14 protein-coding genes are annotated in these 19,160 nt (G+C 54.3%); 10 read left to right on the top strand and 4 right to left on the bottom strand.

What is annotated here, in order from left to right; genetic code table 11:
• Positions 1-455: 455 nt before the first annotated feature.
• The 4 genes from FYZ48_RS08885 (at position 456) to FYZ48_RS08900 (ending at position 5,748) form a co-directional block, all read left to right on the top strand.
• On the top strand, positions 456-1,352 hold the full coding sequence (locus FYZ48_RS08885) for a DUF58 domain-containing protein (protein WP_145042725.1): 897 nt from the start codon (positions 456-458) through the stop codon (positions 1,350-1,352).
• 433 nt (positions 1,353-1,785) lie between these two features.
• Positions 1,786-2,691, top strand: a complete 906-nt coding sequence (locus FYZ48_RS08890; RefSeq protein ID WP_149339487.1) for an ABC transporter ATP-binding protein — start codon at positions 1,786-1,788, stop codon at positions 2,689-2,691.
• Positions 2,692-2,803: 112 nt separating this feature from the next.
• Positions 2,804-4,426 (top strand): ABC transporter permease, encoded by a 1,623-nt coding sequence (locus FYZ48_RS08895; protein WP_149339489.1) that lies wholly within the window; start codon positions 2,804-2,806, stop codon positions 4,424-4,426.
• A complete protein-coding gene (locus FYZ48_RS08900) occupies positions 4,423-5,748 on the top strand; it encodes a hypothetical protein (RefSeq protein WP_149339491.1) in 1,326 nt (441 codons plus the stop codon). The genes FYZ48_RS08895 and FYZ48_RS08900 overlap by 4 nt, the downstream gene beginning before the upstream one ends.
• Positions 5,749-5,849: 101 nt before the next feature.
• On the opposite strand, the gene FYZ48_RS08905 is transcribed toward FYZ48_RS08900, so the two are convergent.
• The 3 genes from FYZ48_RS08905 to FYZ48_RS08915 form a co-directional block, all read right to left on the bottom strand.
• Positions 5,850-7,505 (bottom strand): LamG-like jellyroll fold domain-containing protein, encoded by a 1,656-nt coding sequence (locus FYZ48_RS08905; protein WP_149339493.1) that lies wholly within the window; start codon positions 7,503-7,505, stop codon positions 5,850-5,852.
• Positions 7,506-7,600: 95 nt separating this feature from the next.
• Positions 7,601-9,568, bottom strand: coding sequence for a DUF1549 and DUF1553 domain-containing protein (locus tag FYZ48_RS08910; protein ID WP_149339495.1), 1,968 nt, complete (start codon positions 9,566-9,568; stop codon positions 7,601-7,603).
• Entirely contained in the window at positions 9,565-10,965 is a 1,401-nt protein-coding gene (locus FYZ48_RS08915; protein ID WP_149339773.1) for a DUF1501 domain-containing protein, read from the bottom strand. Before FYZ48_RS08915 ends, FYZ48_RS08910 begins: the two co-directional genes overlap by 4 nt.
• A 627-nt stretch (positions 10,966-11,592) precedes the next feature.
• On the opposite strand from FYZ48_RS08915, the gene FYZ48_RS08920 reads away from it, so the two are divergent.
• The 6 genes from FYZ48_RS08920 (at position 11,593) to FYZ48_RS08945 (ending at position 16,605) form a co-directional block, all read left to right on the top strand.
• Positions 11,593-13,350 (top strand): DUF3300 domain-containing protein, encoded by a 1,758-nt coding sequence (locus tag FYZ48_RS08920; RefSeq protein ID WP_187781941.1) that lies wholly within the window; start codon positions 11,593-11,595, stop codon positions 13,348-13,350.
• Positions 13,351-13,567: 217 nt separating this feature from the next.
• The gene (locus FYZ48_RS08925) at positions 13,568-14,293 is read left to right on the top strand and encodes a DUF1559 family PulG-like putative transporter (protein ID WP_149339499.1); all 726 of its coding nucleotides are present in this window, start codon (positions 13,568-13,570) and stop codon (positions 14,291-14,293) included.
• A gap of 159 nt (positions 14,294-14,452) precedes the next feature.
• Positions 14,453-14,776: a hypothetical protein gene (locus FYZ48_RS08930; RefSeq protein ID WP_149339501.1), complete on the top strand. Its 324-nt coding sequence runs from the start codon at positions 14,453-14,455 to the stop codon at positions 14,774-14,776.
• Positions 14,777-14,791: 15 nt separating this feature from the next.
• Positions 14,792-15,913, top strand: a complete 1,122-nt coding sequence (locus tag FYZ48_RS08935) for a hypothetical protein (protein ID WP_149339503.1) — start codon at positions 14,792-14,794, stop codon at positions 15,911-15,913.
• Between the two features lie 54 nt (positions 15,914-15,967).
• A complete protein-coding gene (locus tag FYZ48_RS08940) occupies positions 15,968-16,276 on the top strand; it encodes a hypothetical protein (RefSeq protein WP_149339505.1) in 309 nt (102 codons plus the stop codon).
• A 20-nt stretch (positions 16,277-16,296) separates the two neighbouring features.
• A complete protein-coding gene (locus FYZ48_RS08945; protein WP_149339507.1) occupies positions 16,297-16,605 on the top strand; it encodes a hypothetical protein in 309 nt (102 codons plus the stop codon).
• A 229-nt stretch (positions 16,606-16,834) separates the two neighbouring features.
• Here the strand turns inward: FYZ48_RS08945 and FYZ48_RS08950 are convergent, their stop codons facing one another.
• Positions 16,835-19,108: a bifunctional SulP family inorganic anion transporter/carbonic anhydrase gene (locus FYZ48_RS08950; protein ID WP_149339509.1), complete on the bottom strand. Its 2,274-nt coding sequence runs from the start codon at positions 19,106-19,108 to the stop codon at positions 16,835-16,837.
• Positions 19,109-19,160: the final 52 nt, after the last annotated feature.

A 19,160-nucleotide genomic window follows, 5' to 3' on the forward strand; every position in this document is an offset into this window, starting at 1 on the left:
GAAGAAATTCAGAAGTTCGTTTAATTATGACCTGAAACGGTGAATATATGAAATTTTGTAAGAAAACCACACAGATTGTGGAGCAACGCCAGATTAACATAGCACTCGAGCAAATGCAGTAATGAATTGTCCTTTTATCAATTTTAGCGCTTTACTGGAATCAGTCTGAGCTTTTTGTCGGAAATGTGTCCATTTTGCAGACAGACTCTGTCATAAACCTAGTTCAATCTGTCTGTAAAGCAAATGACTGCTCCGGATAAATAGAACGATCTGCGTTGGGTAATGTTTATTATAATGACTAGTGCAAGAAGTATTCAAGAGTATACAGAATAGTACGCGATTTTCCGGGGCGGAATGCACGTCTGAAAATCCGGAAACCGGGAGAATCTGAAGGGACTTCCAGGCAGCAACCTGTTATACTGTCTGCATTACAGGCCTGTCGGAGCAGCAATTTCATGCCGAATGCAGAACAATACCTCAAACCGGAAGTCATCCAGACCGTGGCCCGGCTCGATCTGCGGGCCAAGTTCATCGTGGAAGGCTTTCTGAGCGGCCTGCATGCCAGCCCGTATCACGGTTTCAGTGTCGAATTCAGCGAACACCGACGCTACACCCAGGGGGACGACCCGCGCGACATCGACTGGCAGGTCTACGCCAAAACCGATCGCTACTACATCAAAAAGTACCAGGCAGAGACCAACCTGACCGGTTACCTGGTGATCGATCTTTCGGAAAGTATGGCTTATACCTATCGCCAGCAGCTCTCCAAATTTGATTACGGGATCTGTCTGGCCGCGTCGCTGGCCTACATGATGATCCACCAGCAGGACCCGGTCGGCCTGATCACCTTTGGTGACAAGATCCGGAATTTCCTGCCTCCCCGCAGCAGACGGGGACAGCTGGGGAATATTCTGGCGATGCTCGCCAACTCCCAACCTGTTGGGACGACGGAGGTTTCACAAAACCTGCAGCAGATCGCCTCGATGGTCAAACACCGCAGTCTGCTGATGATTTTCTCGGATCTGCTGACCGATCAGAAGAGCGTGCTCGACAGTCTGCAGCGTCTCCGTTACGCCGGCCACGACGTCATCCTGTTTCACATTCTGGATGAAGCAGAGGTCTACTTCCCTTTCGAGGGAATGGTCGATCTCCAGGAACCTGAACAGGGCGAGTCCATGGTTCTGGACGCGGAGGGCATGAAAGCCGACTATCTCGAGGCAGTTCAGGAAATGCGGGAGACCTATCGCGAGAAACTGTTCGCGATGGGCGTCGATTACGTCCCCCTGGATACCAGCATGCCGTTTGACAAAGCGCTGATTGAATATCTTTCCCAGCGAAAAGCCCGTTTTTAACTATCCTTATGAACACAAACCAGCTTTACCGCCGCGCGACTGAACGCAAGCAGAGGTTAAGTTATACGGATTCAAAGTTAAATACTGATTAGTACCTGTCCGTTCTTGAAATCTTAACTGAGTATGCGAGTCTAATAGCTTGCAAGTGCTCGCTGCCAAATTTAGAGTGTTACTCACTTTGGATCATTGTGTTTGAATGGAATCCTGAGTTTCAGGCCCCTGTAATGGATGCTGGCCGCTCGGTGATCTGCTGCCGCCGCTGTTTTTCCGATTTCTTCTTAAGAAATTGAATTTTTTACAAACAGCGCACCATCACGAATCGTAGTAAGCTCGCAGAAATTCTAGCGTTAGCTTAGTCGGGCCCCTTTGGCTCGAAATACTGTTCTCATAACTGATTATCATTTTATTCACAGTGGGGAGCTGAGAACCGCCAATGGACAACGAGTCAGTCATTCAGATCAGCAATCTGACAAAGATCTATCGTGATTTCTGGGGCCGCAAGAAAGTTCGCGCTCTCAACTCTTTAAGCCTCGAAGTGAAAAAAGGCGAAATCTTTGGTCTGCTGGGTCCGAACGGGTCCGGAAAGACGACCACTCTGAAACTGCTGCTGGGTCTGCTGTTTCCCTCGGAAGGGGAAATCAAGGTTCTGGGCCAGCCTGCCTCGAACGTCGAGAAGAACGAGCGGATCGGTTACCTGCCGGAAGAATCCTATCTGTACCGCTTCCTGAATGCGGAAGAAACCCTCGACTTCTACGGGCGTCTGTTCAAGATTTCTCCCAAGGAACGCCGCGAACGTGCCGCCGAGCTGATCGAAAAAGTCGGACTGGGACACGCCAAACGCCGTCAGCTGAAAGAATACTCCAAAGGGATGACCCGCCGTATCGGTCTGGCTCAGGCCCTGATCAACAACCCCGACCTGGTCATGCTCGACGAACCGACCAGTGGTCTGGACCCGCTCGGTACCGACGACATGAAACGCATGATCGTCGAGCTGAAGGAACAGGGCAAGACCGTGCTGATGTGCAGCCACCTGCTGGCTGACGTGCAGGACGTGTGTGACCGGATCGCGATTCTCTACGGCGGCGAACTCAAAGTGATGGGCCGCGTGGATGACCTGTTGAAAGAACAGGAAGAGACCCAGATCCTGACGTCTCGCCTGAGCGATGAAGCCATCAAAGAGATCGAACAGGTCGTCGCCAAACACAATGGTAAGGTCGATGCCATCGATCATCCGACAGCAACTCTGGAATCCCTGTTCCTGAAAACGGTTCAGGAAAGTAAAGAACGACCGGGTCAGCGCTTTGTTCCCGAGACGGAAACGAAGAAGCCTGCTGAATAAGCGGCGGGCTGTGTCTGGTTGTTATTACTCACGATCATTGACTCTGTCTCGGCTGGAAGGACTCAGCAGAGCCTCATATCCAATGAGATGTTATTCACAGAAGTAAATCATTATGTCTTTTGATCCAATTCCATTCAATTGGCTGGAAGCTTTAAAACACTTTGCATTCGTGTTTGGAAGCTCCATGGTCATCGCGCTGGTCGTCTGTCTGGTGGTGGGTGTCATCACCCGCGGGACGAAGGGGTTCGTCGATGTCTTCCGCGGCGTGCTGGACTTCTTTGTGCAGATCATCCATATCTCACCCCGCCGCATCTGGTCTTTATCGGTCCTCACGATCCGCGAATCACTGCGACAGAAAATTCTGTTCGTCTTCATCATCTTTGCGGTTCTGTTCATGTTTGCCGGCTGGTTCCTGGCGGGCGCTGCAGACCGGCCTGATCTCCAGGTGCAGTCTTATATTGACTTCGTACTCAAAGCCATCAGCTGGCTCGTGATTCCAATCATGCTGCTGCTGGCCTGCTGGTCGTTACCGGAAGACATCCGATTGCGCACCATTCATACCGTTGTTACCAAGCCGGTTTACCGAATTGAAATCGTCATGGGCCGCATGCTGGGGTTCACTGTGCTCGGCACCGCGATTCTGCTCGTGATGGGCGGCGTAGGTTATATCTGGATCAATCGCCAGGTACCCGACACCGCGAAAGAGAGCCTGGTCTCCAAGGTTCCGATTTACGGCGATATCTCCTTCACCAACCGTGAAGGGGCTCCTGCTGCCTCCGGGATCAATGTGGGTGACATCTGGATGTACCGCAGCTACATCGAAGGTGCCACCAAAGCCCGGGCGATCTACAAATTCGAAGGGGTCGACGAAAGCGATGCCATCGATGACAAGTTGAATCTGCAGGCGTCGTTCGAAGCCTTCCGAACCCACAAAGGGGATATGGAAAAAGGCGGGATTCTGTACGAGCTGACCTTCGTCAACGAAGACAAAGGTCTCCGCGTCGATACATCCCCGATGATCAACAAGGAATACACCGAGAACCGGTTGCAGATCGATCGTAAACTCACACAGAAAAAGAATGAGGGCGAAGCCGACCAGGAAGTCGTGACTTACGATATTTTCGACGATCTGGTCGATAAAGACGGCAACCTGACCGTCGAGGTCGCCTGTCTGGAAGCAGGGCAGTTGCTGGGGATGGCCCGTCCCGACCTCTTCATTCGAACTCCCGACCGCTCCTTTATGGTCGGTTACTCGAAAGCGATTCTGGGCATCTGGTTGCCGATGGTGCTGGTGATCATGCTGGGCGTGACCGTCAGCTGTTTCGTCAAAGGTCCGGTTGCCATCCTGACGACCTTCACCGTTGTGATGGTCGGATTCATGTCCAAAGAGTACATGAATGAAATTCTGAGCGGCAAAATGCAGGCCTCCGGTGCGATTGAAGCCTGGTATCGTCTGTTAACTCACATGAATTCTCAAACGGAACTGCCTAATGGTCCCGTAAAAGGTATAATCGTCGTCGTTGATGGTGGCATCCGGAACTTCCTCTGGCTCTGCCAGCAGATCATCCCGAACTTTGGTATCTTCTCAAACATGCGGGAATATGTCATCAAAGGGTTTGACGTCTCCTGGAGTGCAGCTCTGCTGCCGGGACTGTTGACGACAGCGGCCTATATTCTTCCCTGCTTATTGATTTCATTCTATAGTTTGAAGCTCCGCGAACTGGAGGCGAAATGAACAAACTCTCTTCCAAACATCGAAAACTGGCTTATGTCATCGCGATTATCATTTTGCTGATACCGGTGATCTGGCTGGGCATGCCTTCCACCGGAGAAGAAGGATCCGGAGGCGAACTGGCCCAGTTGCGGGTACAGTATGAACTCGGGGAAAGCACCCTGGGTGACGTCGATCCTTCCAGCGCGTCCATGAACTTCGTTCTGCTCGGTCTGCGGGGCATCGCCACCAACCTGCTGTGGATGGATGCCAAAGACTACCAGGAACGGAAAGAATGGGCCAAGCTGCGTTCAACCGTCGATTCCATCATTCTGCTCCAGCCTCACTACATGAAGGTCTGGGACTTCCAGGGTTGGAACCTGGCCTACAACGTTTCTGCAGAGTGGGACGCCGTCGAGGATCGTTACTTCTGGGTTAAGGAAGGAATCAAGTTCCTCAATGAAGGGGTTGCCCGCAACGAACGCTTCCCCGAACTCGACTGGAAAATCGGTAACCTGCACGGCCAGAAAGTGGGACGTTCCGATGAATGGAAACAGTTCCGCCGCTTCTACAAAGTCGACCCGAATACCGAACGGTATGACGGCGGCCCCGATCCGGAAATCAATCCCGAGCGTCTGGACAACTACCAGGTTGCCAAGCAGAAATATCTGATTGCCAACGAAAAAGAACTCAAGCACAAACAACACCTGCAGATGCGGATGCTCTTCCGGGCTGCTCCCTGGCACGCCCAGTTCGACTATGCCAACGCTATGCAGCGTGAAGGTAAGTTCGGCAAAGAACGGACCGACGCCTGGGCACAGGGCTTCAAAGAGTGGACTACCATCTTCGGTCGTGAAGAGTTCATCACACCCAAGGGAGCCGTGGTACTCGAATGGACAGACGACGATATCGAAAACCTGGCCAAACGGGACAACGTCAGCGTAGCAGATAAAAAGCACTGGACCGACCGTTACCAGAGTACTGCCAACTATCGCTTCTGGCGAACACGTGCCCTGTCCGAATCTGAGCAGCAGACCATTGATGCTCACAAAGCGATCTACGACGGTGAAGTGTCCTTCACTGAAGGTAAGTTCGACAAGGCACAGGCGGAACTCGAAAAAGGGATGTCGCTTTATGCTTCCGTCCTGAACAAGTACCCGAGTCTGATGGCTGAAGACCTGGCGATTGAAGAGGGTCTGAAAGCAGTCCTGCTCTGGCGTGACATTCATGACCTGAAAGGGATCCCGGCCCCAGAAAGCTTCCCGCTGAAGCCCCTCTGGATCAAAGAACAGGGTCGTGTCCCCGGTCTGCAGGAAGACCTGCGACGCGATCTGGGTATCCAGTAAGTTATCTGGGACTCAACTGAAAACAGAAAGAGCCATCCGCGTTCACGGATGGCTCTTTTTTTATCCCGTTTTTATTCCTGCATTGCTAACGAGAAAGAACTCTAGTCTGCCTGCTGCTGAAAGCGTGTCTGGACTTCTTCTGCACTTAAGGCACGCTTAAAGAGCTGCACGTCTTTCATTTTTCCATGGTAATAATCATGAGCTCCGAAGCCGATCTTCAAAGGCTCTGTGTTGGACAAATCATATTCCGCGGGATCGAAGCTGGTCGACGTGGCGACCAGGGCACCGTCCACATACAGCTTGAGCTGCGACTTCTGTTTGACGGCCACGATCTGTCGCCAGCCTGGTTTCAAAGCGGTGTCGTATGTGGCACTCTTCCCCGCTTCGATGGACTTCACCCGCCCCGCTGGTAGCGTACCGGCAAAGAGGCGTCCCTGATAGACGGCCATCGACCAGACACGGCGATAGCGGACATCCGGCGTCATATCGATTTGCCCGAGGTTCTTCCAGTCAACACCGCCGTCATAACGATAGACCTCGGCCAGGGGGAGCGAACCGGAATACATGGCACCGTTGTAAACGACAAGCGGCATGCTTTCCTTTTCCTCGCCCAGTCGTCCTGCCAGTTCCCAGCGTTTCTCGCCCGCATAACGATAGACTTCCGCATGCGGCCATTCGCTGACATACAGGTTCCCCTCGTAGACAGCAAAGCCGTAAGTCTGCGTGGCTTCTCCCACCTGTCCGGCATGCGTCCATTTCTTGCCGTCATAACGGTAGACGGCACCTTCGTCGTAGCCGGTGGCAAACAGGTCGCCGTTATAGATCGCCATCGATTCCACCCGTTTTCCGTCGGGGACATCACAGGCGGTCCAGGTGGTTCCCCCATCGTAGCGGTAGAAGGCAGCGGGAGCGTACATGGAGGAGGCATACAGTTTGCCCTTGTAAACCACCATCCCATTAATCGCTTCAACGCCGGGCAGATTACCACAGTGTTTCCACGTTCCGTCACCCAGGTAACGATAGACGTTGCCCCCCATGTTCGGGTTTTCGGACTCTGCCAGCGAGGAACCTTTCAGCCGGTACTTTCCCGTTCCCGCGTACAGGTGACCCTGATAGACCGCCAGCGAAGAGACGGCATTACACTTGTCCGGTGTGCCACAGTCGATCCATTTTTTTCCGTCCTCGTACTGATAAACGTGTCCGGCGGCTTCCGCACCGGGCACACAGGTTCCTGCATAGAGTTTGCCGTCGTGCACGGCCATGCTGTAAATCAGAATGGCATTGCCCAGTTGCCCGTGATCGGTCCACTGGGAATCCACTTTGCCGTTATCGATGCCGAACTGCAGATGATGCCAGTTCGACTGGCTGCTGGTCACGCCGGCATTATTTTTGATGCTCAGCTGGAAACCCCGGCGGGTTTTACGATCGTATTTGCTGCACAGGGTACCGATGACGTCTCCCAGGTCGGCACTTGTATTCACGGTCAGTGCCAGTGAAAAGTCGCCCGTTCCCAGGGAGAGCGATTTTGAATCGGGAACTTCCAGATACGCGGTACCACCATCGAAGACGGCCGGCTGTCCCGCTTTCAATTTCACGCCATGATTGACGGCGTGATTCTGGAACGAACTCTGATCCCGGGCATCTCCCTCGAGCCGCCAGTTTCCAATCAACGCGTCTTCCGCATGCACATCGAGTGGAACATCACAGCTCAACACACTGATTAACAGTAACGACCAATACCACTTCGCTCGCATCATCAGTCACTTCCCTTCTTGATTAGTCTGAATATCCAAGGTGCGTCTCGTTATTTAATATTATTAACAAAATAGCAGAACAAAATTTTTTCTAAAGATCAATCGACATAAATAAATTCATTCGAATTCAAAACCGCCAGGCAGAGGTCCGTCAGCGCTGCACCTGCGTAAGGATCCTTTGTTTCCAGCTTGCCAAGAGGGAGCAGCAGCTGATCGGCAGTGCGTTGCTCCCGGCGCAGTTCTTCGCGCTGTGCTTTCAGAAACTGAACGAGTTCGACCAGTTCTGCTTTCCCTGGCTGACGTCCCAACGCCCGTCGGATCAACAGCGTCACCTGCTGTCGGGGACTGGAACCGGCCTCGTCCTGAATCAGTCCCGCCAGCTCTCGTGCTGACTTGAGCGAACTTTCCGAGTTCAACATCAACAGCGCCTGTGGAGCCGTGGTTGAGTTGCCTCGCTGGGGACAGCTGTTATTCGCATCGGGCCGATCAAAGGCTTCGAACAGGGGATAGCGAAGGTTGCGTCGTGCAAAGACATAGATACTGCGGCGGTAGTGATCCTCTTCGCGGGGACTGGTCTTCCACTGATCCTTGAGCAGCGTGGCCCGCAGTTCCTGAGGCAGGGGCGGCATAACGCCTCGACCGCCGGTTCGCTCGGAGAGTTTACCGCTGATCGATAACAGCGCATCGCGAATCACCTCCGCATCCAGACGCTGACGGGGAAACCGCGAGAGCAGTGCGGCATCGGGATCATGTTCCAGGCTTTGTTTCCAGGCACTGCGTTGTTCCGCTGCGACTGATTCCACGTTCTGGGTCTGCAAGCTGCTGGCCTGCTGATAGACCCGCGAGGTCAAAATCAGACGATGCAGCGATTTCAGTTTCCAGCCGGTCTCAGTAAATTCGGCCGCCAGCCAGTCCAGCAGTTCAGGATGGGAGGGAGATTCTCCCATCAGACCAAAGTCGCTGGGTGAGGCACACAAGCCCCGCCCGAAGTGATGCTGCCAGACCCGATTCACGATTACCCGCGACGTGAGGGGATGCGATTTCTGCGTCAACCAGCGAGCCAGAGCGAGCCGCTGCTGAGGTGCTGTCTGCGACTCGATCTGCTGCTCATCTGAATTCGCAATCCGCAAGAAGGCAGGCTCAACTTCAGGGCCGGGACGACGCCAGTCGCCGCGGAGCATCACGTGACTTGGTTTCCGTTTTTTATCCGTTGCAGCGAGAGTCGTTACCGAACGATTCTTCACCGGTTGCACCGCCGGTTCAAAGAAAGCTCGCAGACGATAAAAGTCAAACGTGCTGATCGGATCATACTTATGATCGTGGCACTGGGCACATCCCAGCTGCAGGGCCATGAATACGGAACCGACCGTGGAAGTCATCTCGTTGAGCAGCGTGTGGCGTCGTTCTTCCTGTGAATTGATGTCGGGCATATCGGGTCCGGAATGACAGAAGGCCGTCGCTGTCCGGGCATCGGGATTGTCAGGGGCAATCACATCCCCGGCCAGTTGCCAGCGAACAAACTGATCGTAGGGCATATCAGCATTCAGCGCCTTGATCACCCAGTCCCGGTACTTCCAGGCATCAGGGCGGATCTTATCGTGTTCGTAGCCGTCCGTTTCTGCAAACCGGGCCAGGTCGAGCCAGTGCTGGGCCCAGCGTTCGCCATAGCGGGGCGAAGCCAGCAGGCGATCCACGAGTCGCTCATATGCATCATCAGTCTGGTCTGCTAAAAACTGATCGACTTCCGCCGGCGTGGGAGGCAGGCCAATGACATCGAAATAAACGCGACGGATCAGCGTTACCCGGGCTGCATCCGGGGCCGGTTGCAATCCCTCGGCTTCCAGCTTCGCGAGGATGAAGCGATCGATGGGCGTCCGCGTCCAGTTGCCTCGTTTGACTTCCGGTAGCGCCGGTTTTTGAATCGGCTGGAATGCCCAGTGATCGCGGTCTGACTCGGTCAGGGGAGTCTCGGTCAGTGCCTTCGGTTCTTCGGCTGAAACACTGACGGACAGTGACAGGCAGAGCAGACAACACCAGCAGCTGGCATACTTGCGGAATCCTTTCATGTGAGCAGTCCTTTCACAATCTCGACTTCCGCGGGACCAGTCAGACGCTCATCCAGACCGTTATGAAAGTAGGTCAGCGTTTCATGATCGAGTCCGAGCAGATGCAGGAGGGTCGCGTGAAACTGATTGACGTGCACGGTCTGTTCCGCGGCGCGTAAGCCGATGGGATCGGTGGCCCCGTAAGCGCGCCCTCCCGTGATACCGGCACCGGCCAGCCAGCCACAATAGCCCCAGGGATTGTGATCGCGGCCTTTGCCCTGCTCGCTCATCGGCATGCGACCGAATTCGCCACACCAGACCACGAGCGTGTCTTCCAGGAGCCCCCGTTGTTTCAAATCCTTGAGCAACGCTGCGATCGGCTGATCGGTCTTGCGGCAATAGGTGGTATGATTCTTCGTTACGTCGCTGTGTGCATCCCAGCCCACGGTATCTCCGGAGTAAAGCTGAATGAAACGCACGCCACGCTCCACCATGCGTCGTGCCAGCAGACAGCGTTCGCCGAAATCGCGCGTGTCTGGATCGTCGAGTCCATACATTTTGTGAGTCGCCGGTGTCTCCTGTGTCAGGTCGACAATTTCCGGAGCAGCGGTCTGCATGCGAAAAGCCAGCTCATAGGCGGCGATCCGGGCTGAGAGTTCGTCGTCCCGATCGCGGGCTTCCAGGTGGCGTCGATTCAGGGATTGAACCAGATCCAGGGTCGCTCGTTGCTGGCGGGTAGAGATCCCGGTGGGAGGCTTGAGATTCAGAATTGGCGTCTGTCCGGGGCGCATGGTTGTTCCCTGGAACGTGGCCGGCAGGTAACCGCTGCCCCAGGCGGGCGGTCCCCCTTTTACGCCGCCCCCTGGATCCGGCAGGACCACAAAGGCGGGCATGTCTGCATTCTCGGAACCCAAACCGTAGGCCACCCAGCTGCCCACACTCGGATGCCCCATCAGGATGCTGCCTGTATTCATCTGGTAGACCGACTGCGGATGATTCACGCTGTCACCATGCAGCGAGCGGATCACACACAGGTCGTCCACAAGTGCGCCGGTGTGCGGCAGAAAGTCACTGACTTCCAGTCCCGACTCACCGCGTTTGCGAAAGGGTTTGATGGGTGCCAGCAGAGGATTCTGTGCCACCTTGCGGCGCGTCATGACTTTGCCGAAACTTTCGGGCAGTGGTTTGCCCGCGTATTTGATCAGATCCGGTTTGGGATCCCACAGATCGACGTGACTGGGACCGCCGTGCATGAAGAGCCAGATGATTCGTTTGGCGCGCGGAGGAAAGTCCGGTTTGCTGGAAGAGAGCGCTGAGTTCGCTGCAGCGTGCGCCGGCTGTTCCTGTTGCAGCAATGCGTTCAGAGCCAGCATACCCATTCCACCGCCGGCATTCTGCAGCAACTCGCGACGGTTCATCAGACCGGAGCAGGCAGGGCCGTGTGAAACTTGTCTCTGATGTTGATACTGACGCATGCAGACAGTTCCCTGGGGATGAGGTGCAGATGACTGCTCCTACTATATCAGGGAGTGCGGGAGGCCTCGACTGAATTCAGAACGGAATTCGCTTTTGTCGAAAAATGAGTGTCCGCAGTCCTGGCACGCCGAGCTGAGAGACATACGTGAAATTCGGCTTCTGGGACGCTGCTAATCGAACACCGGACTACGGGTTCCGTTTCGTCATTTTTTTGAACAAAGCCGAACGGGATTCAAAATATCCTGACTTTTTTCTTTCGATTCTGAAACCAGTTCATAGCTGCGGAAGTATTCCTGACGCGGGGTTCACCTCATGATTCTTCTTGAATCATGACTGTTTCTTTTTGGCATCATGTTGTTTTGCAGCATCGTTTGTGTCCTGTCTGGCTGGTCAGACATAAAGAGTTCCCGGATTTTCCCGTTTTTCTGAAATCAGAAACAAACCGACTCCGGAAACTAAGCTATATGAATACTGACCAGGCGCACGCGAAGGTCATCAGCAGTCCTGCAGACAGAGTGTGAATCAGAAACAATCATTCACAGTATCAGTAATAAAAGATGGGGAGATCAATGACTTCAACTTCAACGAGTTACTTGAAAGGATTCATCACCATCACCGCCGGCCTCTGTGTTCTGCTGCAGGCCGATCTGGCCAGCGCACAACAGCCCGGTCCCCTGGCAGCACAAAATAACAGAACACTGTCACCACGTGCGATCGAAAGTCTGGTGACCGGCATCGCCTTCTATCCGGATGAGCTGGTCGAGACCATCCTGCAGGCAGCCCAACATCCCCTGGCGATCCGTCAGGCTTCCGAAAAAACAACCGGCCGGTTCGGCGGTCGATTTGCGCAACGGGTGCAACAATTCAATCAGAGTACAGACCCGAGTGTCGCGCAGCTCAATCAGCATCCCGAGATCCTGGCACAATTGAATGACAATCTTGCGACCACGACTTTACTGGGGCGCGTGTATCAGACACAGCCCGACGATGTCTGGCGGGCGATTGATAAACTGCGGGCCGAAGTCGATGCAGCACTGGAGGAAGAACCGCAGCAGTTCGTCGATGCCAGTGGTGCACCGTTGACAGGTCAGGCCGCGTATGTAGCGGCAGCCGGTTATGTCGCCGGTCGATACTTTGTACCCGCGACCATGTCAGAACTCTACGTGGCTTATGCGCATCCACAACAAACCACGACGACCGCCGTCTATGAAGGACCATATGCTTCCGGATCGGCCACGCAAACCACGACCACGGGTCCTTACGGTCACGCGACCGCTTCGACCGGCAGCAGTTCCACCACTTACACGGGACCGAACGGAAACACCGTCACCGGAAATACCCAGGGAGGCAGCGTCGTTTATCAGAATGGTCCGACGACCGCAGGTGCTGGTGCGGCGACCACTACGATCACTGGTCCCCAGGGAAATTCCGCCACCGCGACCGGAGCAGGCATTGCCGGCAAGACGACCGTGGGTGGTACGACTTACTTTGGCGCTGCGGGAGGAGGGACCGTCAATACTTCAAACGGACTCTCTGCCAGTGGTGCCGGACAGGTCAGCGGATCAGTCGCGCAGACACAGACCGGTGCGCAGTACAACACCCAGTCCAGCGGGGCGATCACTACGAATACCGGCGTCGACGCGTATGGCAGTCGCAACACGAGTGGCAGCGTCAATCAGAATGCCGATGGCTCTGTGAGCGGCGTCCGGTCTTCCTCGACTGCGATTCAGGGAAATAACGGTTACGCGAACGTGCAACACAACAGCTCCGGCACTGCCACCGGAAATGGTACGGGCACCTACAATGGTTCCACCACAGTCGATTCGAGTAAAGGATCGGCTGCGGTCAGTACCACAGCGGGCGATGGTCAGGTCAGTTCGACAGTGACCACGCAGAACGGTTCCAAGACCGGCACCCTGGGAGATGGCCAGGTGGGCCAGGGGTCGTCTACAGCCAGCAGTCGTCAAGCGACGGGCAGTCAACAGGGCTCTTACCGGGCCAGCCGTCAGAAGAGTGCTGCGAATTCGCGGTACAGTCAATCCTCAAGTCAGCAGATTGCCTCGGGCCTGCAGAGCATGCAGAAGAACTGGGAACAGCTCAGCCAGAAGATGAACCGTTCTTCCCAGGCGGCAGCCGCACAGCGTAATACGCGGACTTACTCACAACAGCGTCCGACGTCCGGCTATTCACGGAGTTCAGGATACGGTTCGAACTACTCGAGCCGGAATGCAGCAAGTTCCCGCGGCAGTTCCTCTTATTCGAGAGGCAGTGCTTCTCCGGGAAGTGGCCGGGGTTCTTCAGGTCGATCCCGCGGTGGTCGCAGATAAGCGAAACTGATATCAGCGGATCAACGGGCCTTTGTTCTCAACCGAACAGAGGCCCGTTTTTTTTGTCTGTGAAAAGAAATGACTTAAATACTGCGGGCTTCCCAGAAAAAAACGTTACAATGATTCTTGCAGTTCTGTTTAAACTACAGGAGTGACAATTCCAGCGGTCAGGTTCCTGCGCGCTAATCTGACTGTCACCTCAAACCGGCAGGCGACCATGGTGAAGCAGAAACGATTTCTGATCGGTGTCAGTGAGATCATCACTATCCTGGTGATTCTCGCCATCCTGGCCATGCTGATCATTCCGGAAACGAAACAGATTGTTAACGGGGGACACAGAGAACGTTTTCGCAATCAACTGAAACTGGTAGGCCTGGCTTGCCATGAATACCAGTCGGAGTATGGTTGCCTGCCCCCTGTTGTCATTTCGGACGAGAGAGGCAGGTCGATTCACAGCTGGCGGGCGATTCTGCTTCCCTGGCTGGAATCGCGGGGGAGGACAGAGCCACCAGCTTTTGTGTATTCTTTCAACGACCCCTGGTTCAGCCCTGCAAACCGGCAGGCGGCACTGGATAACCCCGATCTCTATACCATGCTGGTCACCACTGACGGCAGAGAGGTTGTTCAGAAATCAAAATTAGCAGCCGTGATCGGCGCGCAGACTTACTGGAGCCCCTCTGGTGAATGCCGTCGTCTGCCACTGGAGGCGAATCAGGATGAACGTCACATTCTGCTGCTGGAAATCCCCAATCTGTACGGTGCATGGAGCCAGCCCAATGACGTCACCCTGGACGAGGTGCTGACACTCAGTAAGAATCAGCAGTTTGAACCGAATGGTGCACACGTTTTATTTGATGACGGCAGTGTCACCTGGTTCGCTCCTGAAGCACTGACCGAGGCGAATTTACGCCGCCTGCTCTGTCCGTTTGACACAACCAAATAAAGCGGCTTGTTTTCGTCGCAGAGATTGTCTCGAGTGAGGATACTTTCCCTTCTCAGAGCGATATCTGCTATACTGATCTGAGACGGATTATCCAATCTGTTGTGGGGAGACCATATCTGTGCTTACTCACAGTTCCTTGAGAGACAGAGCCTGACGCTGATGAAGTTTCCGCTGCATCGCTTCGAAATAGAAACCAATTCCGAGAGACAACTCGCGGGGGAAGTGCAACGGGAACTCCTGAGTGTACCGAAGATTGTAAAACAGGAATTCTCGGAGCAGGAATGGTTTGCTTTTCGACTGGTCCTGGAAGAGTACGTGGTGGAACTTTTAAAAGAGAGGCGATCCGCCGCCCTCCGTTCCCGGCACGGAATAGCGGGAAGCTGTCAGCTGAGCGTCCTGTTTGAGCAGAGACAGATTTTGATCTCTTTTAACGGACAGGAAAAAGTACTGCAGTATCCGGAAGATGGTCCGGTGGTTTCGTAAGGGGCAGACGGGGAAGTGAAATATCACAGTCAGCTCAAATGGTGTTTATTGCTCTTACTTCTGCTGGGAGGAGCGGTCTTTTTCCGGTACTTCACTGATGATCCGCTGACAGCCGCCAAAACACAACTGAGTGCAAAAGGCTATAAAGTCAAGGCAATTCACTACTCCAATCCCATCGACGACTCGCTCGGGAAACTTAAAAAGATTCTCAACAGGGAATCACTCAGAGTGACCTGCATCGAATGGTATACTCCCCGGGAATCCCTGGAAATCAAGGAAGAACTTGACAGGCTTGCTCCCTATATAGAAACACTCCAGTGTGGCTTAACCAAAGTCTCCGACCAGGATGCCCTGATCCTCGGAAAGATGCATCAGTTGAAAAACCTGCAGGTTTATGGCCCGGACCTGTCGGCGCGGGGAGTCTCGCAGCTCTCTCAGCTGAAGCACCTGACCTGGCTGGAACTTTATGCGCCGCAAGCGACCGACGAATCACTCCGCTGGTTAGAGGAGAATGATCAATTAAGCTGGCTCTATCTGTCTGATTCCCAGGCAGGAACTGCAACCATGCAACGCATTGCCCATCATCGAGAGATGGTGCGTCTCGATTTGCAGGGAACCAGGATTGAATCTTCTGACCTGCAATATCTAACGGGCTTTCCTCGACTACACATGCTGGAATTAAACAGGACCTTCATTGATGATCGGGCTGCGGCTTATCTCGGTCAGATGCAGTCTCTCGGCACACTCTATTTGAGTGAGACGGAAGTGGGTGACGAGGTCTGCCGGTCACTTGCGGAACTTCCTGAGTTGACATCATTAAAACTCGACGACACCCTGGTGACTGATCAGGGTGTGCAGGCTCTGCTGGAAGGTCGTGCCCCACTGAAAGATCTTTCGTTGCGGCGTTGTGAAGTCACTGCCAAAGCATTCATGGAGGCCAGATCCTGGCCTGCCCAACTGGAGACCCTGTCAGTCCGTGGGACGGCGATTAATGGGAAAGAGATTCTGGCAATAATCGAGAGTCATCCGTCTCTGATCATTGTCGGCTATAATCAGCGTGATACCGACTCAGAAATTATTGAACAAATCGATGCAATGCTTGAGAAACGCCGCGTGCATAATCAAAACCGCAGATAAGACGTTTGACGGCATTACCAGTCAACCAGCTAACAAAACATAAGGAGCCTGAGCATGTATAAGCCTCTCGCAATTTTTTTCCTGGTCCTTGGCCTGTCACTGATCAATACTTTTTCAACTTCAGCAAAGTTTCAGGCTCCCCAGCTTCCCAAAGAGGTGGCTACGATCAGTGTGGTTCAGACTCCCGATGGTCCCCAGCTGAAAATACAGGCGGGTGATCTGGTCTGTACGACAAAGGAACTGAAAGCGCAACGAAAAAAAGAAGAACCATGGACCGTGAAACCGGTGGGGGGCCAGGTTGAAATGCGGCGTGGTGATAAAGTCAATCAAGGCCCCATCATCAAAGTATTAATCCGTTTCTAAGTCAGACAAAGGAACCAAGGATGTTCAAAGCCAAATCGATCTTAGTCCTGATGAGTTGTCTGCTCCTGATGTGTGCACTTCCCACCTCGGAAGGAAACCAGAAACCGAAAGGCGGGAATGAACTGGTCCGTCTGCGTGCGGTTCAGACCAGTGCCGGTCCGCAGTTGGAGATTAAGGCTGGTGACTTTACCTGTACCACTTCACTATTGACGGTCCGCCGAAAACAGGGGCAGCCGTTTACGGTCAAGCCGGGCAATGGCAAAGTGCAGGTGCATCGCGGGGGAACCATCTCGGAAGCGGGACAGATTGAAATCGCACTGCGATTTTAAGTCATGGCCAGCAGCAGTCTGTGCCAGGTCGCGTTTCTTAATTCGGATGGGAAATACCAAAGACGTTTCAACCGGGGCTAACGCCCTGCGGCTAATTGGCTTTACTGCTGTTGAAGTCCTGAAAATAAGAGTAACAGCAGCCCCTCGGCCACGGTGGATACTTACATAGCTAACGCTGTCGACCTCATGATCACACCGAAAACCATTAAATAAACGCTACCTGGAAGAGTTAATCGGTGACACTGCCTGCTTCGACGGTGGAGTGTTCCTCTGTCAGGAATTCCATCTTGCCGCTTTTGACGTCGTAGAGAGCACCGACGACCATTACCTTGCCGGCCTGAACCAGATCCCTGATGACCTCGCTGCGTACGGAGATCTCGTGCACGCTGCGGTAGACGTTGCGGCGGGCAACTTCGTCGACGAACTGCTCGCGCTCTTCGGGGCTCATTTCATCCAGGTGCTCACACGCTTCTTCATCGACGCAGGGGACGACTTCGTGCACGATGGAATCGAGGTGCGCACAGCCCGTGACCTGAGTGGGATCGCTGTGATCGCACATCAGCTGTACGGTGGAAGCGACGGCACCACAGCGGGTATGCCCCAGCACCAGTACCAGTTTGACTCCTTCGACCGAGACGCCATATTCGATACTGCCCAGGGATTTATTACCGATCACATTGCCGGCAACGCGGACGCTCAGGATATCCCCGATGCCCAGATCGAGAACCAGTTCCGCAGGTACGCGTGAATCGATACAGCTCAGGACGACCGCCAGCGGGTGCTGTTCCCCTGCTGTCGCGTTGACCTGATGACCGAGATCGCGAGAGAGCCGATTTCCGGTATGGAAGCGTTCGTTGCCATCCTGGAGAATCTTGAGCACTTGTGCGGGAGTGATCTGGTCTTTGAGATCACGGGTGGAATAGTCGGCAAACTGAATTTCATCATGCAGTTGATACTTGCGTTTGAAGCCGCGCAGGTTGACCGAGATGCCGCGTGCAGGGCCGATCTTGGTTTTGAATTCCTGAATCAGACTCAGAATATCCGGGTCGATGTAATCGGTATTGCTGGCGTCGATCAGCATCTTGCTGCCGGACTCTGCCTCATTAAAGATCTGGTCCAGAGCCGCCCGGTTCAGGAAGCTGACCTGGTTGGCCAGTTCGATATGCAGGACATCGCCGCCGGCATGTGTTTCGAGAATACGGCGAATGGGCTGACGCAGGCTGCTGTTCAAAATGAAGAGCAGACTGACTCCCAGGCCGATCAGAATTCCGATCAGCAGGTCGGTGAAAACAATGGAAAGCAGCGTGATGATGAAGGGGAGGAACTGATAGCGTCCCTCAGACCACATCTGTTTGAAGAGGGTAGGACTGGCGAGTTTGAAACCGGTGACCAGCAGAATCGCCGCCAGCGCTGCCAGCGGAATCAGATTCATATACATGGGGAGCAACGCGACCGCGATCAGCAGCAGGACCCCATGGAAAATACAAGAGATTTTGGTTTTGGCTCCCGAGTTGACGTTAACCGAACCACGGACAATCACCGAGGTCACCGGCAGACCACCAATCAGGCCGGAGACCATGTTGCCAACCCCCTGAGCCACCAGTTCGCGGCTCGGCGGGGAGTTGCGGTTTTCAGGGTCCAGTTTGTCGACCGCTTCCAGGTTGAGCAGCGTTTCCAGTGATGCCACGATGGCAATCGTCGCGCCTGCCAGATAGACGGCGGGATTCAGTAACTGCGAAAAGTCGGGGAAGGTCAGGAAGGTTAATAGATCTTTAGCCGACTCAGCGACTGGGATCTGCACCATGTGACTGGCTTCAATCGCCCAGGGGCCTCCGAGTCGCTGGAACAGCAGGTGCATGGCCACGCCCAGTAGAACTACAATCAGCGGACCGGGGATCACCGAGTTCTTCAACAGCTTGACCCGTCCCCAGACGACGAGCAGTAGAATTGAGGTCAGCCCGACGGCAGCGGCTCCGAAATGGAAGTCCCCTTCGAAGACGGTCAGCAATTCGGAAAAGGTGTTCTGCTTGTCCGGCTGGGTGAAGGACATTTCCCCTTCCGGGTCGGTATCGTGGCCGACAACGTGGGGAATCTGTTTCAGAATCAGAATCACACCAATGGCGGCCAGCAGGCCTTTAATCACACTCGAAGGGAAAAACGCCGAGAGTGAACCGGCACGAACCACTCCCAGAATGATCTGAATCACGCCGCCGACCATGACGGCCAGCAGGAATGCTTCAAACGATCCCAGGGTGGCGATCTGCGCAACGACGATGGCTGTCAAACCGGCAGCAGGCCCACTGACGCTGGTACTTGATCCACTGATGGATCCGACGACCAGACCGCCGACAATACCGGCCAGCAGCCCTGAGAAGAGGGGGGCTCCGGATGCCAGGGCGATCCCCAGGCAGAGCGGCAGAGCCACAAGAAACACAACGAGACCTGAGGTCAGGTCACGGGGTAAGTACGAAAGCGGATACCCAGCGGCGCGCGCATCATTCATAGCAGTCAACTCAAACTCAAAAACTCGGTTGGCGGGTAATTTGCGGAAGCGG

The organism is Gimesia chilikensis (assembly GCF_008329715.1).
Lineage (GTDB): Bacteria > Planctomycetota > Planctomycetia > Planctomycetales > Planctomycetaceae > Gimesia > Gimesia chilikensis.